General features: G+C 59.5%; 18 protein-coding genes and 2 riboswitches. Of the genes, 9 read left to right on the forward strand and 9 right to left on the reverse strand.

Going from position 1 to position 23,517, the window contains the following annotated elements:
• Positions 1 to 40 precede the first annotated feature (40 nt).
• The 6 genes from AYJ54_RS31920 to metE all read right to left on the reverse strand — a co-directional run bounded on the left by AYJ54_RS31920 (position 41) and on the right by metE (position 6,741).
• Positions 41 to 685: a UPF0149 family protein gene (locus tag AYJ54_RS31920; protein WP_063697013.1), complete on the reverse strand. Its 645-nt coding sequence runs from the start codon at positions 683 to 685 to the stop codon at positions 41 to 43.
• On the reverse strand, positions 682 to 2,232 hold the full coding sequence (tnpC, locus tag AYJ54_RS31925; protein ID WP_063697015.1) for an IS66 family transposase: 1,551 nt from the start codon (positions 2,230 to 2,232) through the stop codon (positions 682 to 684). Before tnpC ends, AYJ54_RS31920 begins: the two co-directional genes overlap by 4 nt.
• A gap of 50 nt (positions 2,233 to 2,282) precedes the next feature.
• Positions 2,283 to 2,639 carry an IS66 family insertion sequence element accessory protein TnpB gene (gene tnpB, locus AYJ54_RS31930; RefSeq protein WP_063697016.1) on the reverse strand — a complete coding sequence of 119 codons (357 nt, stop codon included), beginning with the start codon at positions 2,637 to 2,639 and terminating at the stop codon, positions 2,283 to 2,285.
• Positions 2,636 to 3,058, reverse strand: a complete 423-nt coding sequence (gene tnpA / locus AYJ54_RS53580; protein ID WP_063697018.1) for an IS66-like element accessory protein TnpA — start codon at positions 3,056 to 3,058, stop codon at positions 2,636 to 2,638. The genes tnpB and tnpA overlap by 4 nt, the downstream gene beginning before the upstream one ends.
• Before the next feature lie 901 nt (positions 3,059 to 3,959).
• A complete protein-coding gene (locus AYJ54_RS31940; protein WP_063705357.1) occupies positions 3,960 to 4,295 on the reverse strand; it encodes a hypothetical protein in 336 nt (111 codons plus the stop codon).
• 118 nt (positions 4,296 to 4,413) lie between these two features.
• The gene (gene metE / locus AYJ54_RS31945; protein ID WP_063705360.1) at positions 4,414 to 6,741 is read right to left on the reverse strand and encodes a 5-methyltetrahydropteroyltriglutamate--homocysteine S-methyltransferase; all 2,328 of its coding nucleotides are present in this window, start codon (positions 6,739 to 6,741) and stop codon (positions 4,414 to 4,416) included.
• 103 nt (positions 6,742 to 6,844) lie between these two features.
• A riboswitch (cobalamin riboswitch) is annotated at positions 6,845 to 7,047 on the reverse strand.
• A 232-nt stretch (positions 7,048 to 7,279) separates the two neighbouring features.
• Between metE and AYJ54_RS31950 the strand changes: the two genes are divergently transcribed.
• The 6 genes from AYJ54_RS31950 to AYJ54_RS53780 all read left to right on the forward strand — a co-directional run bounded on the left by AYJ54_RS31950 (position 7,280) and on the right by AYJ54_RS53780 (position 14,708).
• Positions 7,280 to 7,807: a MerR family transcriptional regulator gene (locus AYJ54_RS31950; RefSeq protein WP_063705363.1), complete on the forward strand. Its 528-nt coding sequence runs from the start codon at positions 7,280 to 7,282 to the stop codon at positions 7,805 to 7,807.
• An 18-nt stretch (positions 7,808 to 7,825) separates the two neighbouring features.
• A riboswitch (cobalamin riboswitch) is annotated at positions 7,826 to 8,045 on the forward strand.
• Between the two features lie 117 nt (positions 8,046 to 8,162).
• Entirely contained in the window at positions 8,163 to 10,964 is a 2,802-nt protein-coding gene (locus tag AYJ54_RS31955; protein WP_063705366.1) for a ribonucleoside-diphosphate reductase subunit alpha, read from the forward strand.
• A gap of 10 nt (positions 10,965 to 10,974) precedes the next feature.
• Entirely contained in the window at positions 10,975 to 12,132 is a 1,158-nt protein-coding gene (locus AYJ54_RS31960; protein ID WP_082905940.1) for a ribonucleotide-diphosphate reductase subunit beta, read from the forward strand.
• 766 nt (positions 12,133 to 12,898) lie between these two features.
• A complete protein-coding gene (locus AYJ54_RS31965) occupies positions 12,899 to 13,477 on the forward strand; it encodes a hypothetical protein (RefSeq protein WP_063705372.1) in 579 nt (192 codons plus the stop codon).
• A complete protein-coding gene (locus tag AYJ54_RS31970) occupies positions 13,464 to 14,171 on the forward strand; it encodes a hypothetical protein (RefSeq protein ID WP_063705374.1) in 708 nt (235 codons plus the stop codon). Before AYJ54_RS31965 ends, AYJ54_RS31970 begins: the two co-directional genes overlap by 14 nt.
• Positions 14,172 to 14,354: 183 nt before the next feature.
• Entirely contained in the window at positions 14,355 to 14,708 is a 354-nt protein-coding gene (locus AYJ54_RS53780) for a hypothetical protein (protein ID WP_063705376.1), read from the forward strand.
• 265 nt (positions 14,709 to 14,973) lie between these two features.
• Here the strand turns inward: AYJ54_RS53780 and AYJ54_RS31980 are convergent, their stop codons facing one another.
• Complete coding sequence (locus tag AYJ54_RS31980; protein WP_245329176.1) at positions 14,974 to 16,596, reverse strand: outer membrane beta-barrel protein; 1,623 nt, start codon at positions 16,594 to 16,596, stop codon at positions 14,974 to 14,976.
• A gap of 839 nt (positions 16,597 to 17,435) precedes the next feature.
• Here AYJ54_RS31980 and AYJ54_RS31990 point away from each other — a divergent pair.
• From AYJ54_RS31990 to AYJ54_RS32000, 3 genes are all read left to right on the forward strand, one after another.
• The gene (locus tag AYJ54_RS31990) at positions 17,436 to 17,732 is read left to right on the forward strand and encodes a hypothetical protein (protein WP_063705381.1); all 297 of its coding nucleotides are present in this window, start codon (positions 17,436 to 17,438) and stop codon (positions 17,730 to 17,732) included.
• A 1,560-nt stretch (positions 17,733 to 19,292) separates the two neighbouring features.
• Positions 19,293 to 20,384 carry a histidinol-phosphate transaminase gene (hisC, locus tag AYJ54_RS31995; RefSeq protein WP_063705383.1) on the forward strand — a complete coding sequence of 364 codons (1,092 nt, stop codon included), beginning with the start codon at positions 19,293 to 19,295 and terminating at the stop codon, positions 20,382 to 20,384.
• 45 nt (positions 20,385 to 20,429) lie between these two features.
• Entirely contained in the window at positions 20,430 to 21,461 is a 1,032-nt protein-coding gene (locus AYJ54_RS32000; RefSeq protein WP_063705386.1) for an LLM class flavin-dependent oxidoreductase, read from the forward strand.
• Positions 21,462 to 22,046: 585 nt separating this feature from the next.
• Here the strand turns inward: AYJ54_RS32000 and cas6e are convergent.
• Together cas6e and cas5e are read right to left on the reverse strand one after the other, a co-directional pair.
• Positions 22,047 to 22,790 carry a type I-E CRISPR-associated protein Cas6/Cse3/CasE gene (cas6e, locus tag AYJ54_RS32005; RefSeq protein ID WP_063705389.1) on the reverse strand — a complete coding sequence of 248 codons (744 nt, stop codon included), beginning with the start codon at positions 22,788 to 22,790 and terminating at the stop codon, positions 22,047 to 22,049.
• Positions 22,787 to 23,515: a type I-E CRISPR-associated protein Cas5/CasD gene (gene cas5e / locus AYJ54_RS32010; RefSeq protein WP_063705402.1), complete on the reverse strand. Its 729-nt coding sequence runs from the start codon at positions 23,513 to 23,515 to the stop codon at positions 22,787 to 22,789. Before cas5e ends, cas6e begins: the two co-directional genes overlap by 4 nt.
• Between the last annotated feature and the right edge of the window lie 2 nt (positions 23,516 to 23,517).

Genomic DNA, 23,517 nt, shown 5'->3' on the forward strand with positions numbered 1-23,517 from the left:
GTAAGCGGTACGAGAGGGCCACGGACTTGGCGCGGACGGCCTACGCGCCACGCTTGAAGCGTATAGGCATCCAGAACTGCCGCAGGGCCTCGACGGCTGCTGGAATGTCGCGCCAGGCGTTTTGGACGATGGGCGGCGTTCCCAGCTTGTGCCGGGCCGGGGGCAGCAAGGGCCGACCGGCGTCATCGATGTAGTGGACCAGGATCGGTCGCAGCATAAGGTGTTCGGTTCCGTTCGGGGAGAGAAGCCGCGACCAGACGAGAAGCCGAAGCTTCATGACGGCGTAGAAGCCCATGCACCAGGGCTGCGGGTCGACTTCGCCGTCCTGCGATCGCACGAACAGTGGCTCGAAGCTCTCCGGTCTCGTCGACAGTGTCTCGCTGATCGCGTTGTGGCGCATCAGCGTGGCGGCGATCGCCGAGAACTCCTCGGTGTCGTGATTGAAGGCATCGGGATCGACGCCGAGGAGCGGGCACACCCATTCCTCCGAGGCCATCGAGACCGGCCCGGCGACGACAGCGGCCACTGCGCCGTCGAGCATGGAGAGCGACGTCGCCCGCGGATGCCGAAGCGTCGGCGACCTGGCGCGCTCGCTCATCCATTGTCCGAGCCGTTCGAACGACATGGCATAGTCCGCCATCGTCGTCTTGGCCGGTTTTCCTCGCCGTCGCTTCGGCTTCGTCATGCCACAGCCCGCTTGTCGGCTTCGCGTGCGGCCTTCCAGTTCCAGGCCAGAAGTTCGTGAAGCTGGTTGACCTTCGTGGCGCCACTCACTATCCGCTCGAGAACGTCGACGAGATAGGCCTCGGGGTCGAGGCCATTCAATTTGGCCGTGTTAAGAAGCGAAGAGAGTACCGCCCATGTCTCGCCCCCGCCCTCGTCACCACTGAACAACGAGTTCTTTTTCCCGATCGCAATTGGCCTGATCGATCGCTCGACGGTGTTGCTGTCTGGCTCGAGCCGCCCGTCATCCAGGAACGCCGTCAGGCCCTGCCAGCGTTCGAGCATGTAATCGATCGCCTTGATGAGCGTCGAGCGGCAGGAGATTCCGTCTTTCACCGCGACCAGACGGGCCTTCAACGCCTCCATCATCGGCTTCGTCTCGGCCTGTCGCGCCGCGCGGCGTTCTCCGGCGTCGAGACCGCGGATCCTCTCCTCGATCGCGTAGACGGCTGCGATGCGCTCGATGACCTCCGCGGCGAAGGGTGAGTTCGTCGTCTTGTGCACCCTCACGAAGTTGCGGCGCGCGTGAACGAGACAATACGCCAGCTGGATCTTGCCCGACATCTTCGCATCGCCCACCAGCGAGGCGTAGGCGGCATAGCCGTCGACTTGCAGCACGCCTTCGAAGCCGGCCAACTGCGCCACGATCTCCTTCTTGCCGCGACCGCCCGCGAACACATAGGCGACCGCAGGCGGTGCCGGACCCTTCCACGCCCGATCGTCCGTCGCATGCGCCCAGAACTGGCAGGTCCTCGTGCGGCCGCGTCCCGGGTCGAGCACCGGCATCGGCGTCTCATCGCAGAACAACCGCTCGAAGCCGTGCATGGTCTTCAGTTGCAGATCGTAGAGGCCCCTGACCAGCCACGCCGCGCTCCCCATCCAGCGCGCCAGCGTCTGACGGTCGACGACGACACCCTGGCCCGCCAGGATCTGCGTCTGGCGGTAGAGCGTCGATTGCCAGGCATATTTGGCCGCGGCGATATGCGCGATCAGCGCCGTCGTCACCATGCCGCCCTCGACGAGCCGCGCCGGTGCCGGGGCCTGGACGATCGGGCCCTCACAGGCGCGGCAGGCATATTTGGGACGGATCGTGCGGAGCACACGCAGCCACGCGGGAACCCGATCGAGCGCTTCGCTGCTCTCCTCGCCGATCCGATGCATCTGACCCGTGCAGCACGGGCAGAGCGTGGACGCCGGCTCGATCACCCGCTCGACCCGGGGCAGATGCGCCGGTAGCGCGCCGATGTTGCGCCTCGCTTTGCGCCGCTTCGGTCTCGACGCGTCCGGTTCGTCATCGTTGGCCGGAGGCTGCGCGCCGGCGGTCCGTTCCAGATCGAACGCGATCTGTTCGGCACAGACGATCGCCGAGCGCTCCGATCGCGAGCCGAAGATCAGGCTCTTCAACGTGGCGATCTCTGCGCGCAGATCGTCGTTCTCGCCTTCGAAAGCCAGCACCATCTCGGCGAGAGCCGCAGGGTCAGAGGGGAGATCTTCAGGGCGAAGCGCCATATCGCAGAGCTACACGAACACACCCGGACTCGCCAGCAAAACAAGACGATTCAGGCGACTTTCGTCGGCCGCTTCGTCACCTTCGGGACCACACGCGACCACTCCGCAAGACCTTCGATCAGCATCGCCAGTTGCGCCCCCGTCACCAGCATCGTACCCTCGCGAACAGGTGGCCAGGCGAAGCTCCCATTCTCGAGCCACTTCGTCGCTAGAACTATTCCAGAGCCGTCAAAAACGAGAAGCTTCAAACGATCCGATCGCTTCGATCGGAAGACGTAAACGTCGCCGCTGTAGGGTTTGCCGCCCAATCCCTCCGCCACCAGCGCGACCAGGCCATGAACGCCTTTGCGAAAGTCAATCGGCTGCGTCGCGACGAACACACGGATCATTGGACCGAACGTGATCATCGCATCGATCTCACCGCCGCCAGCACGCGCTCCAGCGTCGCGGCGTCGACGCCGACGGGCACGCGCACCGTCGCGCCCGCGATCATCACCTCGATCCGCTCGGCCGGACCCGCCAGAACGTGTGGCTTATCGATCACGTTCGGCCGCGCCTCGACGGCGTCATCGAGCCTGACCTGCACGAACTGCGGCCCTTCGCTCGACGCAAGCCGCGCATTGCGCCGCCACACACTGAGCAGTCCCCGGTTGACCCCGTTGCGCCGCGCCACCTCGGAAATGCTCGTCTCCGGATCGGCGCTCTCGGCCACGATCCGCGCCTTCTCTGCATCGCTCCAACTGCGCCGTCGCGTCTCCCCCGTGATCACTTCGATCCGCTGATAGGAGGCGGCGTCATGCCTGTCTTGATGTCTGTCTTGATGCATGGAGTCAGTGTCCCTCGCGCTGTCGAATCTAGGCGCGAGTCTCGCTCATGCCGTCCACCTAAACGAGGTGGGGTCGTCGTACCGCTATCGTTAAAACTGCGCGACCGCGAAGGCGATGTCGATCTTCCGGACGCGCTCGCGATAGAGCTCAAGGGCTGACTTGTCGAACGTCGTTGGCCGGCTAAGCGCAAGAGCCTTGAAGTCTGCAAGATCTTGAGCGACCGGGTGGCCGCCGTTCGAGGGCTTTCAGTGGCGCGAGCGCCACGGCCGGCCTGAGCGTGTGTTTCGCATGGTAGAAGCCAGCAGTCGCGAGGCCCGAGACCACCGGCCCGGCAATACGCCAGTCAGGGAAATCCATCATTTCCGGGCCTAATGCAGACGCAAGATCGGCTGCGGTTGAAGTCACCTTCTGGAACGGGCATTGGGTAAGCTGGATGCTGGCGGACACAGCGCGCGTCCGTCAGCCCTTCGATCGAGCCACCATTCGCTATGATGAGACCGTTTCGCGGGCAGGTCCGGCGAGCTTGCAAAATCACTGAGAGTAGGAAAGCTGATCTTCCGTGACTACTCGCTCAATATTCCCTGTTTTGCTCCTGATGCGATATCTAAGACGACCGTCGGCCTCAATGGGCATACATTGAACGATGGTATAAATCATTGGTTGATTAGTTTCGGCTCGACCTTGTGGCCCTTGGGGCAGGTGCTGAACGTCCTCATTCAGCTTATAGGCATATGACATGTGTCTACCTTTGAAATTTGCGGTCATTCTAGCATAGACCGTGCTGCGATGCATTGCACCCCCTCCCAGTAAAGGCAAGAAGGGGAAGCGGGCGCGCTGCTCGTTTGGTGCATGAGTGCCTCAAACGCAGCAAGTCCGCTCGTCCATAAAGGCCGTGGCTTTTCATGGTCGTAGACGCAGCCAAATTTCGGCACTGGAATAAGTGTGATGCTCGGTCAACATGACGATGTCGACCACCCGCATTGATCGGGGCGGGTCGTAGATGAATTTGAGGTGCGACGCACGGGCGGCGAAGTCCGGCGCAACATCGAAGTCGCCAGACTCCAGCGCCGCAATCATCAGCCTTACTGAATCACGGTTGCTCAAGGGCGGACGCACCAGCGCGTCGATCAGCGCCTCAAGGGTCATCCCGTCTTGCAACATTAGCCGCGCCACGGCGTCGCCATGCGCCTGTCGCAGCGCATCAACTATCGAGCCAACAGCGTGCGGGTCGTGCATCGTTCCGGTTCGGCGGGGCCTGAGCCTCTGCGGGGAGAATACACCTGGAAGGGCAAGTCCCCGAAGCGATTGTGATGGAGGGGACTGGTCCCGATGATGCCTCGGCACTCCCCCGTGTTCAAGGCACAGCACGCAGCTCGCGTGCGGCTGCGACCATGTTAACGAGAGCGGGACGCACCTCCTCCCAGCGTCGCGTCTTCAGGCCACAATCAGGATTGATCCAGAGCTGGGAGTCTGAAATCCGTTCCCTTGCCAGGGTGAGCAGATTTTTCATCTCCAATACGTCCGGCACACGCGGCGAATGGATATCGTAGACACCCGGTCCGATTTCGTTAGGATATTTGTAGATCCTGAACGCATCGAGCAATTTCATTTTCGAGCGTGATGTCTCGATGGAAATGACGTCAGCGTCCATGGCGCCGATCGCATCGATGATGTCGTTGAACTCGGAGTAGCACATGTGGGTGTGGATCTGCGTCTCGTCGCGAACGCCCGACGAGCAGATGCGGAAGCTGTCCACGGCCCAATCGAGATAGATCTTCCATTCTGACTTGCGAAGAGGCAGTCCCTCGCGAAGCGCCGCCTCGTCGATCTGGATCATGCCTGCTCCCGCAGCTTCAAGGTCGTGAACCTCGTCTCGGATGGCGAGCGCGATTTGCCGGCATGCATCGCTTCGAGGAATATCGTCGCGGACGAAGGACCAGTTCAGAATGGTCACAGGTCCGGTCAGCATCGCCTTCATGGGCTTTTCCGTGAGCGATTGCGCGTACTGCCACCACTCGACCGTCATTGGCTTGGGTCGCGAGACATCGCCAAACAGGATTGGCGGCCGCACGTAGCGCGAACCATAGGACTGCACCCAGCCGTGGCTGGTGAAGGCGAAACCGCAAAACTGCTCGCCGAAATATTGCACCATGTCGTTGCGCTCGAACTCACCATGCACCAGCACGTCGAGGCCGATGTTCTCCTGCCAGCGGATCGCGCGAGCGGTCTCGTTCTGGAGGAACGTCTTGTAGGCGGCGTTGCTGAGCGTTCCACGGGTGTGTGCCGCGCGCGCATTCCGGACCGCCGTCGTCTGCGGGAACGAGCCGATTGTCGTCGTTGGAAACGCCGGCAAATTGAAACGCTGGTGTTGTGCCTCCGCACGCTTGGCAAACGGGCTGTTGCGGCGACGCCGGGTCGCATCGATTGCCGCGACGCGCTGCGCCACCTTCGCGTCGTGAATCCGGGGCGAATCCTTACGTGCGGCGGCGGCAACGTCAGATTCCTTCAGAGCCGCATCGCGCGACTGACGGCCGTCCGAGAGCGCCACTCCTAGCGTTGCTAATTCCTCGATCTTTTGGACGGCGAAGGCCAGCCAGCTCTTGATCTCGGGATCGAGCTTTTCTTCCAGGCCAAGATCGATCGGCACATGCAGGAGGGAGCAGGATGGCGCGATCTGCACGCGATCCCGCCCTAGCGCGGCGATCACGGGTTCGAGACGATCGAGAACGCGATTAAGATCCGCACGCCAGATGTTACGCCCGTCGATCACGCCGAGCGAGATCACGTGATTGCGGGGCAGGGCGGCGAGATCTGAAAATTGCTCTGGCGCGCGGACGAGATCGAAGTGCAGGCCCGCGACAGGAAGCCCGAAGGCAGTATCGCGGTTGCTGCCGAGCGCGCCGAAATAGCTCGCTAGCATGATCTTGATCTGCGGCACCGATTTTGCGATCTCGGCGTAGGCGGAGCGGAGCGCGGCCTGAGCAGCAGCGTCGAGATCGAGCACAAGGCAGGGTTCGTCGATCTGGACCCAGTCCGCGCCCCGCTTGGCAAGTTCGCGAAGGACATCGACATAGACCGGGAGCAACCGCTCCAGCAGTGAGAGCGGTTCGAAGTCCGGTTCCTTGCTCTTGGCGAGCTTGAGGAATGTGACGGGTCCGATCAACACCGGCCGCGTCTGATAGCCGAGCGACTTCGCCTCTTCGTATTCCTCAATCGGTTTGCGCGAGGCAAGGCTGAATTGCTGATCGCGTGTCAGCTCCGGGACCATGTAGTGGTAGTTGGTGTCGAACCACTTCGTCATTTCCTGCGCGGGTACGCCATGCGAGCGGTGCACATGTCGGCATGACGTTTCGGTTGCTTCACCGTCCGCGCCACGCGCCATGGCAAAATAGGTTGCAAGCGGCACCGGACCGCTTTTCCAGCCGTAGGCGTCGGGAATGGCACCGACCATCACGGACGTGTCGAGCACCTGGTCGTAAAACGAAAAATCGTTCGATGGAATCACGGTGACGCCGAGCCTTTTCTGCCGCGCCCAATTGGCAGCGCGTAGCGCCATGCCGGCCTCGATCAGCGAGGGTTCGTCCGATACGCCAGACCAAAAGCCCTCGAGCGCGAATTTCAGCTCGCGTCGTGGACCGATACGCGGTGTGCCGAGAGTTGCAACAGGAAGAGACAGAGACATAGCTTCAACCCCGTAGTAGGGGGCAGAGGCCGTGGCGGACGCATGCAGGCAAAGTCGCGCGAGCGACGGCTGCCTCGCGTACCACCGGGACACCCCGCCCGTGGACGAATATTTCGTCGGGGCAGGTCTCCTGGCTCGCGGGTCAATGTCGCTGTCCGGCCTTCCCGAAGCTGTATGGGCTTCAGTGACCTGAGTTGGACAGCGGCTCGCCGCTTACAGTTGCGGGGGCAGCGCCGGCATCGCACCGGCTTCCCTCTTAGCTCCGGATCAAGCGGGATCCGGAGAACCTCGACGGCTTTCGATTATCTGCAAGACGGCCGCGCCGTCAACCTCTCACATGTGCGCGTCTGAACGGCGATCCGGACAGTGGAGACGTCCGACAGTTTGGTGGCGGCGTAACGCTACTCGTCCTCAACTGTGCGTCTTCGAAACTCAATCGGCCCAAATTGGTAGGTGTGCAAGCGTCCGAACCGTCAGTAACACGTTCCCTGTTGGCTATCCTTCGTCGCTGCCGCTTTCCTTGCGCCATAGGTCGAGCATGAGCACGATCACGTCTCAGCATCTTGACTCCTGCGTCGTAACGACGCGAGCGGTCGGATTTTCTCCCGCTACGAATCTGACGTGCGGCAGCACGCAAAGGGCCGGCATCGCCATTCGGCTGGTCAAGTCGACTTTCCGCCAGAGACTCAAATGCGTGGTGAGCGAGGTTCCGTGTGGCATCTCAATAGCCTTTCCGGAGGCGACCGAGGCCGAAGTCATGGACGTTTGCGCCATTGCCGAGCAGAAACTGCAGCGGCTCCAACAGGAACCGCTCACGACGAAAATGGTCGAGGAGATTCTATCCGTCACTCCGGCAGAGCTTCGTTGTTGGACCAAGGAGGGCAGGATTCCACCGGTGGGGCGCGCCTTTTTCAGCCAGGGCAAGAAGCAGGTTGGCGTGTTCGTGTATGCGCCGGAGGTGATCTGCCAACTCGCCAAGCAGTCGGACCAGATTCCCGAATGGCGTCGTTCCGCCTGCAGTGCCCTTCCACAGAAAATCGTCGCTCGCGCGCCAATCGGCCGTTGACACTTTCGAATGAGTTTCGCTACATATAGGGGTCATGGTTCCACTGTTTCGCAAGATTTAGTGGCTAAGAGGGAAGCCGGTGAACTGCGTTCCGACGCGGAATTCCGGCGCTGCCCCCGCAACTGTCAGCAGCGAGCTGCTTCCGAACATCGTCACTGAGGTCATTAAAGGCCTCGGGAAGGCGGGAAGCATGCGACGACCTGCGAGCCAGGAGACCTGCCGCGACGACCTGAACGTCCACGGGCGGGGTGTCCCGGCGGTCGCTTGCATGCACCGTCCGGCACATGTCTGCCGGCGTTTCTGCGGCGCCCTCCTTTGCCCCGTTCGATCGCAACATGCATCACGGGGACCTTTGATGTCTTTGAACCTCCACGACGCGGAAATTGCTTCCGCTCCCATCATCCAGTTACGTCCGGACTCGCTCGCGGCGACCCCAAGCGAGCCCGCTATGCAGATCATCCGTCGCAACGGCAAGGTAACGCCATTCGATTCCTCCAAGATCGCGGTTGCGATGACGAAAGCGTTTCTCGCCGTGGAAGGCAACACAGGAGCCGCCTCGCGCCGCGTGCATGAGAGCGTCGAGCAATTGACGGCTGATGTCGTAGCTGCGCTGACGCGCCGAGCCGGGGAGGGGCGCACGTTTCACATCGAGGATGTGCAGGACCAGGTCGAACTCGCGCTGATGCGCAGCGAGAATCACAAGGTCGCGCGCGCCTACGTGCTCTACCGGGAGGAACGGGCGCGCAAGCGCGCCGAAGCCGAGGCTGCGGCTCCGAAGGCCATCTCAAGCCAGCCCTCGCTCCACATGCTCCGCGACGACGGCAGCAACGTGCCGGTCGATATGGCCCGCCTCACCGCTGTGATCGCGGAGGCCTGCAATGGATTAGACGCGACCGATCCTGCGGCTGTGCTCGTCGAGACCACACGCAACCTATATGACGGCATCAGCCGCAACGAGCTTGCGCTTGCGCCGATCATGGCCGCACGCTCCCTGGTGGAGCAGGAGCCTAACCACGCCTACGTTAGCGCGCGCCTGCTGCTGGACAAGCTGCGCGGTGAAGTTCTCACCTATGTGCATCGGCAGCCGATGGATGCGAGCCAGGCCGACATGGGCAGTCGCTACGCAGGCTACTTCCCGGTCTACATCAAGACCGGCATCGCCGCCGAACTGCTCGATCCCGAGCTGACCCGGTTCGACCTCAACAGAATCTCGGCGGCCCTGAAGCCGGAGCGCGATCTGCAATTCCAGTTCCTGGGCCTGCAGACGCTTTACGACCGTTACCTTCTTCACGTCTCGGGCAACCGTATCGAGCTGCCGCAAGCGTTCTTCATGCGGGTCGCTATGGGGCTTGCGCTCCGCGAGATCGACCGCGAGACCAAGGCGATCGAGTTTTACGATCTCCTGTCATCTTTCGACTTCATGGCGTCGACGCCGACGCTGTTCAATTCAGGCACGCCGCGTCCGCAGCTTTCATCTTGCTTCCTGACAACGGTAACCGACGAGCTCGACGGCATCTTCAAGTCGATCAAGGACAACGCGCTGCTCGCAAAATATTCGGGGGGCCTCGGCAACGACTGGACCCCGGTGCGAGGCCTGGGCGCGCACATTAAGGGCACCAACGGCGAAAGCCAGGGCGTGGTGCCGTTCCTCAAGGTCGCCAACGATACGGCGATCGCAGTCAATCAGGGCGGCAAGCGCAAGGGCGCGGTCTGCGCCTACCTTGAGACATGGCACCTGGACATCGAGGAGTTCCTCGATCTGCGCAAGAACACAGGCGATGATCGTCGCCGTACCCACGATATGAATACCGCGAACTGGGTCCCGGACCTGTTCATGCAGCGGGTCGAGGCCGACGGCGAATGGACTCTGTTCTCTCCAGACGAGGCGCCCGACCTGCACGATCTGTACGGAGAAGCGTTCAAGACCATCTACGAAGACTATGAGGCCAAGGCCAAGGCCGGCAAAATGCGGATCTTCAAGACCGTCCGCGCAAGCGACCTTTGGCGGCGCATGCTGACGATGCTGTTCGAGACCGGTCATCCCTGGATCACCTTCAAGGATCCCTGCAATCTCCGCTCCCCGCAACGGCACGCCGGCGTGATCCACTCTTCAAATCTTTGCACCGAAATCACGCTCAACACCGCAGCCGATGAAGTTGCCGTTTGCAACCTCGGTTCGATCAATCTGCTTGCCCATGTGGGACGGGAGGGCATCGATCATGCCAAGCTGCAGCGGACGGTCAAGACCGCGATGCGGATGCTCGACAACGTGATCGACGTCAATTTCTACACCATCCCGGAGGCCCGTCGCTCCAACATGCGGCACCGACCGGTCGGTCTCGGCCTGATGGGCTTCCAGGAGGCATTGCATGTCCAGGGCATCGCGATCGCATCGGAAGCGGCGGTCACCTTCGCCGACGTCAGCATGGAAGCTATCTCGTTCCATGCGATTGAGGCTTCATCCGATCTCGCGTCGGAGCGAGGGCCCTATGCCAGCTTCGAAGGCTCGCTATGGTCGAAAGGGATTCTGCCGATCGACTCCATCCAGCTCCTCGCTGACGCCCGCGGTGGGCTCGATCTCGACCGCTCCTCCAGGCTTGACTGGAACGGCCTGCGGCAGAAGGTCGTCGCACGCGGCATGCGCAATTCGAACGTGATGGCGATCGCGCCAACGGCAACGATCTCCAACATCTGTGGCGTGTCGCAGTCGATCGAGCCAAGCTACCAGAACCTGTTCGTCAAATCGAACATGTCCGGCGACTTCACGGTCGTGAATGAATTCCTGGTCCGCGATCTCAAGACGCGCGGGCTATGGGACGAGGTCATGGTATCCGATCTCAAATATTTCGACGGCAGTCTCGACCAGATCAATCGGGCGCTCAACCTCTACATCGCCAGTCCCTCGGGCAAGAAGCTCGACGCGCTCTACCGGCTGGCTTGGCGGCGCGGCCTCAAGACGACCTACTATTTGCGTTCGCGCAGCGCCACGCATGTCGAGAAATCGACGCTCAAGGGCACGGACGGCAAGCTCAACGCCGTGTCGGCAGCGGCAGTGGTTGCCCATGCCCCGATCGACATCCCTTCCGCAACGGCTCCCGAGTTCGACGGCATCAAGGCATGCCGGATCGAGGATCCGGAATGCGAAGCCTGCCAGTAAGGAGGACGACATGCTCGATTGGTCTGATACCGAAATGGCGGCCGCTTCGGTTGCCTCGGCACCCGCCCTTGTCACCGCGCCGCGTCCGGCAACCCAGCTCAAGCTAGAACCGGTTGACCCGACCGGGCTCGGCACCATCGACCGCACCGGCGGTCGGGTCTCGGTCGACGAGAAGCGGATGATCAACTGCCGTGCCGACGTCAACCAGCTTCTGCCGCTCAAATACAAATGGGCCTGGGAGAAGTACCTCGCTGCCTGCAACAATCATTGGATGCCGACCGAGGTCTCGATGCAGGCCGACATCGCGCTGTGGAAGTCGCGCGACGGCCTCACGGAGGACGAGCGGCGCGCGATCAAGCGCAATCTCGGCTTCTTCGCCGCCTCGGAATCGCTCGTCGCCAACAACATCGTGCTGGCGATTTACCGGCGCCTCACAAACCCGGAGTGCCGGCAGTATCTGTTGCGTCAGGCTTTTGAGGAGGCCGTCCACACGCATACCTTCCAATACATCGTCGAAAGCCTTGGCCTTGATGAGGGCGAGCTGTTCAATATGTATCGTGAGGTGCCCTCAATCACCGACAAGGCGGCGTGGGCGCTTAGGCACACACAGCATTTGGACGATCCATCTTTCCAAACGGGAACGCCGGAAGGGGGACAGGCTTTCCTGCGAGATCTCGTCGCGTTCTATGTGGTCTTCGAGGGAATGTGGTTCTACACTGGATTCGCGCAGATCCTGTCGCTCGGCCGGCGCAACAAGATGGTCGGCATCGCCGAGCAATATCAATACATCCTGCGCGACGAGAGCATCCACCTGAACTTCGGCATCGACGTAATCAACCAGATCAAGATCGAGAATCCGCATTTTTGGACGCCAGCGTTCCAGGAGGAGGTTCGCGGCATGATCCGGGAAGCTGCCGAGCTCGAGACCGCCTACGGGCGCGACACCATGCCGCGCGGATTTCTCGGGCTCAACGCCGGTCTGTGCGAACAATATATGCACTTCATCGCCAATCGCCGCTGTGCGCAGATCGGATTGGCAGCCGTCTTCGCAGAAACTGAAAACCCCTTTCCGTGGATGTCCGAGGCGATGGACCTCAAAAAGGAGAAGAACTTCTTCGAGACGCGCGTCATCGAGTATCAAAATGGAGGCGCGCTCGGCTGGGAATAGCGCTTCGCGGCAGGCTGCGCAGTCGTAGCGACGCTACTTCCTGGAAAACAGCCGCTTGAAGACATTGCAGCTTATAGCAAGTAGCTTCTCATCTTGAATAAATCTTGATGAGCTTGCTGGAGGGCGCACTATGAACCCACGGCGGGCTTCGAGGGTTCGCCAGGTTCGAGTTGATGAGAAAATCGCGCAGGCGGACTTCCCGAAATTTCATCGTCTGCCCCTAAAAGGCTGCGGCAAATCGCCATTGAAGCCAATTTAGCAAAAACGGACCGGACCGGTAGGTTCACGGACCGGAATCCCCACTACTCAACCGAGGTGCCGGACGATGCCGTGGGCAATCAGAAGTACCGTGCCGAGAGGGATCAGCACGCCAGCTAGCACCGCGACCAGCATGAGCACAAACCCCCGGTCCCGGCCGAAGGCTCGAACAACCGTCCAGGCAGGGCTGCTCGACAAAAAGCTTTCTGCGCGCAGAAAGGCCGCCGAACGCTCAGGCTACCGGCAGGACGCCGTCGCGGCCGACGGTCTTGCGCCGCCCAAGTGAGTGGCGCTCGCCGTCCAGCCGCGAGAGTGTCGATAGACAAAGAGAGCAGTTTGCAAAACGCACCTATAGGTTTGATGGCGTCTTGTCTGGTTAACTAATATAAGCGATTGAAATAACTATGAATTATGAGATTTCCGTCTGACCTGAGAAGATTGTTTGACAGGAAAGCCGACCTTGTGGCTGACTGTCCTCAGTCCTAGGACAGCGGACGGGGCGAATCGGATGAAGAGCCAGGACGTCGTCATATTGCTCAAGCTCGTGAGCCTGGAGCACGAAGAGCGAGAGGGGGGCGGGCATCCCCAAAGGTCGGATGTGCACCGTGAGGACCCCTTTTCAGTCCGCGGCTTAGAGGCCTCCCTTGGAATCAGCAAGACAGAAGTCAATGCCTCAATCAAGCGCAGTGTTTCTTCAGGTCTTGCGATCAAAGATCGCCATTCCGGCCGGCCAAGGCCTAACCGCCGCAACCTCTGCAATTTTATTGCCCACGGACTAAAGTTTGTTTTTCCGGCAAGGCCCGGCGCCATGACGCGAGGCATTCCTACCGCTTTTGCAGCTCCCTCATTGAAGAATCTGCTGATCAGCGCGGGCGAATACATCTATGTCTGGCCGTTCGCCAAAGGCAAAGCTATGGGACAATCAGTAGAGCCTCTATTTAAGAGCGTACCCGAAGCCGTCCAGAAAGATGACCGTCTGTATGAATATCTAGCCCTCGTTGATGCCATTCGGATTGGAAATCAAAGAGAAACCGGGCTGGCCGTTGAGCGCATTTCGGAAAGGCTTTTGAAAAATGACCAGCGTTAAGGGCCAATTGCTTGTTATGTTGGAAACCGTCGCCAAGGCGCTGGGCGACGACCTGCGGCAGCGGCTGGTCTTTGTTGGCGGATGCACGACAGCTCTTTTCATTACCGATGAGATTACGCTCGAAGGCGTACGGGCAACGGACGATGTGGATCTGATTGTTGATCTCGTCGGCCGTGCGCAATGGGCGCAACTACAAGAGCAATTGCGGCAAAAGGGATTTGCGGAATCTCCAGAGGACAATGTGATTTGCCGAATGCGCCTTGGCGACCTCAAGGTCGATTTTATGCCCGACGATGAAAGCATTCTCGGTTTTAGCAATCGCTGGTATGCCAAAGGCATCGAAACGGCGGTCAATCATCCTCTGACCGATACGATGACCATCAAACGCCTCACACCAGAACTGTTTCTGGCGACAAAGTTGGAGGCGTATCTCGGTCGCGGCAACAATGATCTCTTAGGAAGCCGCGATATGGAGGACATTCTTCTCGTCGTCGATGGTCGGGATGAGCTCGTCGCTGAAAATCAAGTCACGGACGATGATGTTCGCCGCTACATTGCCGAGCGGTTCAGAGCTTTGCTGAAGCATGGTGATTTTGATCATTTTCTGGCGGGCAATATCAGGGGGCCGGAAGGGCGCATCGATATTGTGCGGGAGCGCTTTGTCACCATAAGCCAGAGCGACGGCAGCAGCTAAAATGGAAATGCAGTTAGATTGGCGCAGTCAGCAAGGAACAAAGACCGGCTAACCGGGATTACGGGGGCGTCGGGATACGTCCCGATGGGGTGTCTGATCGCGAATCTTGCAGGAACTGGACCGGCACTCGTTCTACATGCCGGCGATTGTTTGCTAGGGCGACTGGTAGGAAAACTCTGATGCGTGCGGGCACAATTGATTGTGAAGAAAACACGGATTGAAGATCTGCCTCCCGAGTTGGTCGCGCCGCTCAGGATGACGAATGCCATCGTGCTCGCCTATCTCGCAGCCCTCGATTTCATTATCCGGGATACTCGCCGGGATCCGACCTGTCTTGACAATCAATTGCCGCCGAAGAGGGATCATGAGGCTGGATGTCGGATCCCATGCCGTAGCCGCGACATTCCCGCCGGACGACTTCGAAATCAAAGGGGGCGATCGCTCCAACGCGACGGTGATCGCGTCGTCTACAGCGGCAGCGCCCGACTGCCACCATTTTTCAAGCTGGAGGAGTTTTTGGATTTTCTGTACGAGTGAAACGACCGCTCGCTACCGGAACGATGAAAAGCAAGAGTCCAATTGGCCCATTCGACCTTCGAATTGACCGTAGCAAGCCAAAATTCCGAGCAGCCTCGCCAAGCGTGATGATTGCTGTCTCCGCTAGCATCAGCATCATTCTCCAGCGACAGGTCTCAAAGCTTGCAGCTCTGTTTCCAGCGGATCCTCCGGCTCTAACCGGAGGATCCGCTTGGTGTATGGCAGCGGCGTTCCAATGTTTGGCATTTGGCGCGAGCGATCAATCTCAATCAAACCTGTAGGAGGCCTGCAGGAACGTACCCCATCGTTCCATGCGATAGTTCGCAGGATAAGGCCCGGAGGTAACAGGAGAGGTGTACTGCTGTTTGGCTTGGGTCGAGAATTGCTCACTGTCTCTCGGACTCCACATTGCCCAATAACGGCCGCCGATGCCGACGCTGAAATTGCGAGTAATGAGGTAGGATAGAGCGCCTTCGATTTGCACCCCACCGCCACCGCTCCCGCGATGATCGATGTAGGTCGTCAAATCGCGCAGCAGATGGTTGTCGCGCCCCTGGAAGTCCGTCCACGGCAAGTAAGCAACATCGGCACTCACGCGCCAGCGATCGAGCAACATCGTCTCAGCACTGAAGCCGATACGCAGCGCATTCCAATCGGTGTCTTGACTGCCAACTGTCCTTTCGTCGCCCGGCGCCAGACATCGAAGGGAAGCTATCGTAACACATCCTTTCACGTCAGACTTCTCGCCGTAATAGGCCCAGCCGATAAATGCTCCGAGCCGGTAGGTGCTTCCCCGCAAGAAGTCGTAGCCGGCATCGGCCGTGTAGTACTCGAACTTGCCGTTCACACCCGAACTCGTATTGGTGTAGGCTAGGAAATTGGGCATCAACCCCCAATCTTCGTCATTCGCCTGTCCGCTGTTAAAGCGCCCGAATCCGATATTGCCCTTCAGGAAGATCCCCCAAGGGCTGTCGACGCGCTCGAACAACTCACCGGAAATCCCGTCTAGCTTGTGATAGGTGAGCCTTGACACAAGGTAGGGCGGACCATTTTCCCATTGAAATCTTCCTCGGCTCAACCAGAGTCGTGTGCCGCTTTCCAGCGACCAGCCGGCAGCGAAGGCAATCGGGGGCGTGCCGAAGATCGGATTTGTCGTGGAGAGCGGCGTATCGGACCACCCAGGCGTTCGCGGATCGGCGCCGAAATGGTAGTTCAGACCAATCTTGCTGATGTGATAGCTGCTGGCCAGGCGAGTGGCACTGGGTGGAATCGCAGCCAAGGGTGGATATTGTAGCGTCGGAGGGGTGACCACACGCGGTCCGCCGAACCTCAGATAATCATATTCCAGATTGACCGACCAGGCGGGCGTCAGCGCCTGCTCGATACCCGCCCCGAATACGCTTCCGACACGGCCATAGTCGAAACGGACTCCATTCTGCGGCGCCAATCCAAATGGGTAGATCTCGCTACGAAATTCGTTGCCGTTGACGACATCGCCACTATTGTGTTGCCAGGCTACGCCCCCCTTGAGATAGGCGAGCGTGTGGCCCTGCGAGCCAAACGCATAGCCGAGCCGGCCAGTCCCGGTGACGAAGAAGTCCGGGCCTGCCTTGCAGTTTGCGCTCACGACAATGCCGGAGACGGCAAGACAGGTGTTTGTACCGTCCGAGACGGTGTTACTCGCAGCCAATTCAAGGCCAAGAACCCAACGGTCCTTCTGCCAACTAGAGCCGATCTGGCCTCCCGCCAGGAATGCAGGAGTGCCGACGACGTCGCCGTAAATCGATGGACCATAGGGATCACTAAACGATGTCTGGCCATAACCCCCGCCGACATGGCCGCCGACATATCCTCCTGTCCAGCTCCACGGTGCCGGTATCACCTTCACTGCGGGCCTGAGATCGGCTGAGCTAACGGCACCGCTTACTACAAGCGCACTTCCTGCAGCTCCACAAAAGAGAAATCCAGATCGCATATCACCTCACGAACACAGCGCGCGCCGTCCCTCAATAGGCACGACGTTGTTGCCGTCTCTTTCACGCCGTCTGTGGTGTGCATGATCCAGGCCAGCGGGTGGGATGCTGATTGGCTTCCACTTTGCGAGCTCTCGATGTCGTCTTCACGACAACATCGGTGCTGTTGAAGCAAGCCGCCTGTCTGATGTCGGACACGAAGCGCGTGTGGAGGTCGTCAATTGTGTCCGATTGAATAGATGATGCGCCTTCCGAGCTGGATCGTCTCTTGCTCCGGTCTCTCGGCAACGTGTCATTAAACTTCCCAAGGCTTGAAAGGTTCGTGGCGAAGAATATTTTCGACTGTCTCAAAGCGCGCAAAAATTGACGCGTTTTCTGTGTCGTGCATCTGACGATTGAGCCCCGCATGCTTGAGGATGTGATGCCAAGCGCAAGAGCATACGCGTCCGCAACATCACAGAAGCTTCAAATCTCTGGTCATGAGGTGGACTGTGAAACGATCAGAAGCATTCCGTTCGCGAATAGGGCTAGGACTTGTCCGTCATTCCACGCGAATACGTGAAACTTGATGCCCTCCTTAATCTCGCTCGACACGAGAGTGCCAGCGCAGCCGAACATGAAAACAACGCCTGCGTAGCTTGAGCCCAACACGACATTTCCGAACTCCAAGTCAGTCACGTGACAATGGTCGGCCGGGAATGAGCGAGCGTTAACGGATCTGTACTCCGCCTCGAGATCGTCAGGAGCGGGATTGATGACTGCTGCGCTCGGCGGAGCGCTGGCTTGCGCAGGTCTAGGACCGTTCGGGCCCGGACGCACCAACAGCCAGGCCGAGAACGCGATCGCTATGATGCGCGGGATTGCTCGCCAGTTGATGGCGCAGGCCGTCGCGGCGAATGCGCAAGAGAGCTTCGACGAATGTAAGAGGCCGGCAGGGTTGATGCCGAGCGGGCGGCAGAGGCGCCCGCCATTCACGCCACAGACTTTACGCGAGACCGAGCTCTTCATTGGCATCAAAAACAACGGCTTCATCTCGCCTTGGTCTTGTTAGGAGGTAATTCAAGGCTGTCACTTGACACCGCAGTCGACGAACATTCGGTTTTAAATTGTCCCCTTGCCGGGCGCAGGACGGACGGGGCGGACTCGATGCCGTTCAGAGCGACGCCGAATCCGCCCCTACATCACCGAGGGGGGAGTAGTGATGCTGCCGAGAATAGAGCAAGTCGCGTGCCGGACTGAAAGAGACCGTTTCTGTAGGTGCGTCGAACTGTATCTGCCTGAAAGGCTTGAACCGCACGTTGCGTCAAGTTGTAGGGATTGTCTCAGACCTCGGCGCCGCGCGCCGCTCTCACGAGATCAGCTCCTTGGCAACCTGGGTGTCACCTGCGATGTGGTTTTTCTTCTTCCTTTCGCTGTCTTTCTTCGCTTTCGGGTTGGTCTTCGCCGTGAGTGCATGGGTCTCCAACCGGCAGCGGGAGCGTGATGTGCGTTACGCTCGCGCCGTCCGAACACTCAAGCGGCGCGCATCCTGACACCTTCATCGCGAGTGCACCTTGCTACTTCCATTTATGCTGCTGCTATGCATCGGGCAGCCCAACGTTGGACAGGTTATTGCCGACGCCCTTCCTTTGCGGCGTGACATGATCAGGCGTCGGTGCGGTTGCGAACAAAATGTTCGCCTCTCGCTCGACAAGTCTCGGTGCCCAATTCCCGCTCGCGACCGTGAGATGAAGCAGAACTTTCACAACGTCACCAACCTGTCGCCTGCTCGAATCTGCCATGCGACCTTCGGTCACTCTCCGATCCCGGCCCGTTCACGCGAGCGACACCTGCGCCCGGTTGGCTTTTGTCGCTGATACAACAACGATTCCTGCCGCAAGGATCTCTATTGTGGCCATCGGCGAGCACGCTCTTGCGCAGCGCTTTTGAGTTTTCTTCAGTCGCGCGATTTGAAGGCGCCAATCTCGTGATTTTGAAGCTCGCAAGCCCACACTGCCGGGCTCTCCTCCGCACTTTCGAACCGGATGCCGATTCTTGATTCACGCCAGATCTTCGCGCTCATCACGCCAGTTTTTCAGTAGCAAGCGAGGCGTAATCTTTCGCGGTGCTCGCCTCTTGAACCGTACCCAAGGTCAAGTTGTACACTACCAAAATTGGGGGGGCATCGAGCCTCAATGACGCCCGAGGATTGTGAATGCCTGCAATGGAAAACATTCGCTTAGCCCCAGTGGCAGACGCTCGATTCTTCGTCAGCTGCGGCAGCGGACATGTGTGTGCCTGCTCAATAACGATACGGCTCACGCTTCACCAGAAGAGACCAGTCCAGCTCGAGTGCCGCGCTCGAACATCGCGTCGCTCGATCACGACAGTGCGCCAGATCCGCGCCGATCCTCTCGTCGTAAGCCTCGATGAGACCGTTCAGCCGAGGTCTGCGCTGGAGTTGAATAAAATGCCGGTTGGATGTTCTCGCTTGATCTCCGGAGAGTGCACATCGATCGAACCTCACGGCCGGCGCACCAGGGCCGAAAGTCATTCGCCAAATAGACCAAAGTGATCCCCACTGATCGGACCATCACTTCTCAGAACTCATGCCCTTGGATGGAGAGACCACATGTCGGACGCAAGGATGCTAAGCGTGCTTTCGTCGCTTTCCCATGTGGCAAGACAGTTGGATGTTGCGCATTCCTCCCGACCGTCGGCGAATGGAAATTGCGTCAAACTCGACATGAACGAGAATCCATTCCCACTACCTGCGATCGTGAAGGAAAGTGCGATGGCGGCCCTTGAGCGGCACCATCTGTATCCGGAGAACGACAACATCGCCCTGAGAGAAGCAGCTGCCTGCGCATACGGCTTCTCTCCCGATCAGGTGATTGCCGGCAATGGCTCGTCGGAACTTCTGGGGCTCATCTATAAGGCCTTTCTTGTTCCAGGCGACACAGTCGCGATGTTGTCGCCCGGCTTCTCGTTCAACCGCAGGCTCGCGATGTTGCAGGATGCGCATTTTCTGGAAATTGGCTGGATTGAGAACAATTCGTTGCCGATCAACCGGCTGCTTTTTGGCCGCGCGGGAGTTGCCAAGTTCATCGTGCTGGCCAATCCGAATAACCCGACCGGGACATTCGTTCCGATCGCGGATATCGAAAGACTCGTCGCGCAATCGGAGCGACTGATTGTTCTTGATGAAGCCTATGTCGATTTTGCGCCTGATAATGCACTGCGTCTCGTCAATCGTTATCCGAATCTTCTGTTGCTGCGGACCTTCTCGAAAAGCTATGGCGTCGCGGGCGTTCGCGTCGGTTTCGGCTTCGGTCACCCCGAGCTTGTTGGCAGGCTTCGCACCATGCAGTCCCTCTTCAGCATGAACGTAATCAGTCAGGCGGTTGGCTTGAGTATTCTTGCTCATCGCGATGCGTATGCTGAGAACCGTCGGCATATTGTGCGCGAGAGAGAGCGAGTTGCACGCGCGCTGTCGGCGCATCGATTTGCGGTCCTACCGTCCGAAGCGAATTTCGTGTTGGCCCGTGTGCCCCCGGGACACGACGGCGCATGGTGGCAAGCCGCTTTGCAGGAGCGAAATGTTCTCGTGGCCTTTTTCCCCGAGGAGGGTCTTGAGAACTACATACGCATTTCGATCGGCACAAAGGTGCAGATGGAGGCGTTCTTGTCCGCCGTCAGCGACGTCTCAGTATCCCAAACATGAGACCAAGCCCACTTCTATCCAGCATTAATGAAGGGAGGTAACTGAGTGAGAAGCAGCTCTTATGCAAGGCCGGTAGTCGGCATATTCGATCACCTGGACGAGAACGGTTCGGATGTCGCTCAGCAATACGAGGATCGGCTGCGATTAGCCGAGGCGTGCGATCGGCTTGGCTTTTACGCTTATCATTTGGCGGAGCACCACTGTACTCCGCATGGTAGGAGTCCTTCTCCAAATCTGTTCTTGTCCAGCGTCGCGCAGCGTACCACCAATCTGCGTGTGGGCCCGCTCGTAACGCTCCTTAGTCTTCATCATCCGCTGCGCGCCTTTGAAGATGCCTGCATGCTCGATCATTTGAGCGGCGGTCGCCTGGAGCTCGGCATCGGACGCGGCACTCTCCCAATTGAATTGGGCTATTTCGGAGTGAGTGCCGATATGGTGCCGAGCCGGTACGCGGAAGCCAGCGAAATCCTTGTCGAAGCGATGCGAGGCGGAACGCTCTCCTACCAAGGCAAGCACTACCAGTTGAACGACGTTCCCTTGACGCTTGGACCCCGTCAGCGCCCGCACCCGCCGACCTGGATCGCCACGAATCAGCCCGAGGGGGCGGCATGGGCCGCTAAGGCCGGCGCAAACATCGCCAGCCTCGGGCCTTCCTCCGCTGTCCGAAAAGTAACGGACGCTTACCGTGCGCATCGAGCGAACGGCCAAGCGAATGATCAGGCGCCATTTCTTGGTTTGCTTCGTATGGTCGTTGCAGCGCAGTCTGACGCGGATGCTTACTCGCTTGGGGCGCGTGCGTACGAAAAGTGGCTCAAGAGCTTCAAGTTCCTTTACGATCGGAACGCCATCTCCACTCCGCCATACCTTCCGCTGACCTTTGATGCAGCACTCGAAAGTGAACTGTGCGTCGCAGGCACGGCTTCTTCGGTACGGCAGACGCTTCTCAGCCAGCTGGATGCGGCCGGTGCAAACTACCTGCTTTGTCAAATCGCATTTGGAGATCTGCCCCTGGATGCATCATTGAACACAGCAACTCTCCTTCAATCCGAACTCGCGGGTGAATGTCGTCATGCGTGAGGCTCGCCGGCCCCCATGTGGTGAGCTTGGCTTTACGGCCTCGGTTGACACTTCGTGACCCTGAACAGGGAAACGTTCATTGTGCAGCGCCGCTTTCGTTCGCCGAGATGCGTTGCCAAGCTCGAGACGAGCTGTCTGCGGCTCTCCTTTTTCGCGGCTCTAGGACCATGAACCGAGCGGCGTTAGATTGAACCGATGAAAAAGGTGATAGGCTTAGGGAGCCAAGGCGATCCTTCGGGACGATCCCCGCGCGTGCGGGGGAGCTTGCCATTGAGTTGTCCGTTCGCATATGCACCGGGACCATCCCCACCCGTGCGGGGAAACCTCTAGGCGTTGGAGATTTGAAATTGCTCACGATGTTAAACAACAGGATGAATCGAACCGTTCCGGTTCACTAGTTCATGGGATTGCGCGCCGACCGGGCAGCATCAGTGAGATCGTTTGATTGGAGATGTGTTCTTACGCAGGCGAATGTCAACGCACCCTCCTCAACCGAAAGGAGTCGACGGTCCACATAGACCGCCACGTCGATCGGCGTCCAGCAGTCTTGCTCCTTCAAGACCCTGACGGCTAAGCAACATAGCGTCATCGCGGCAGCGGTTTCAAGAGGAGCATGCCGAAGCCGAAGGCACGGTGCCGCCCCACCCCCCTAGCGAGTAGCGCATTGAACGCGATCGGATCGGTGACCGTCAACGCGCCTCCAAAGCAGGCATCGGGGCCGCCGCCTTTTTCACCGTGAACCCTGAGTTCGCGCTCGCGGTCGCGGCGCGTGATGGCCGAGCGGCGGAGCCAAATGATGCGCATCGTGTCGAGGGCTGCGCCGCCCTTTGCTAAATGAGCGGCCAACCAATCGGTGTAAACGGCCACACGCGAGGGCTTCTCGGCATCCGGACGTGCACGCGTCTGCTGGAGAAACACGTCGATTTCGCGCTTTCGATTTCTGTCGCCGTCTTTCGTCTGACGAACCACGGGACGCACGCGCAGTTCGAACCCGAGCCGCCGCCCGGCGACGAAGGAGTCAGGCATGACCTTTACAGCGAGCGAAGACACCCCGAGCGCGGAAGCGATGGCGGGGTCACAAAATTCGGCCACATGTCGATGCAATCCTTCTTCTGTCGCATGCGCATAGCCCAAAAGATACGGAGGGCGCTGGCCGTTCGGTTCAATTAAGCGGAACGGCTTCGGTGCGAGATGGCCGAAGGCAGCCACGAGCAGCACGTGCCACAGATAACCATCATCGCCGCCAGGTTTCAGGAGCTTTTCACGCGCTCCCCACTCCATTGCGCGCCCAATATCAGGATCAAGCCGAACCATAGAAAGGGCTCTCATGTGTCGGCTCCATCTCTCGCTTGAGTCGGGAGCGTCAATATCGCCACGGTTTCCTCTCCAGCGTGGATACCGGCGATCCAATCTCTGCGGCCTGTAAGATGGATAATGCTGCTTGCGCTAAGTGCATCGGCCTCACGCCGCGGGATCATGAAACGGCATCGGTCTAAGGCACCTTCGGCTGGGTGCATTGCCTGGAGTGCTGCCACACAAGTGTTCCCTTTGCGAATTCCTATAAGCAACGGAGCAGATGGTAGGCAGGGCTTCCTGCCGATGAATAGTGAGCGTGCGGGATGGTCCAGCGCGATCGCGAGATCATCGAGCGTGGGCGGCTCGTCAGGGGGGACAAGGCGCGCCGCCAGTGTCAACGCCGCATCGGCGCGATAGTGCCGAAGGCGGATGTGGGGGCTATCGTACGTTCTCTCGCCACCAGTGCGTCCCTCCGGTTTGCCTCGAGTTGTCCAGCTCTGATCTGTTCTTGAGAGCTGGGCGGTCTGAAAATCACGCAAGTCGTGACCGAGCCGATCGATACGCACACCAAAGACGAGCCGGTCCTGCAGCCGCTGATGCTTCGCTGTTTCATAGCGAGAATAGCCCAGCGCGTTGGCGAGAAGGCCAGTGAGCAAAGAAGCATCTGGAAAATCCCGTGTTGGACCGTTCGCGTCAATCGCCTCGCAGCCGAACGACATCAAGGGCGCCTCGAGCCGCAGCATAAGAAATGCCAGCATAA

Source organism: Bradyrhizobium centrolobii, assembly GCF_001641635.1.
Taxonomy (GTDB): Bacteria; Pseudomonadota; Alphaproteobacteria; order Rhizobiales; family Xanthobacteraceae; genus Bradyrhizobium; species Bradyrhizobium centrolobii.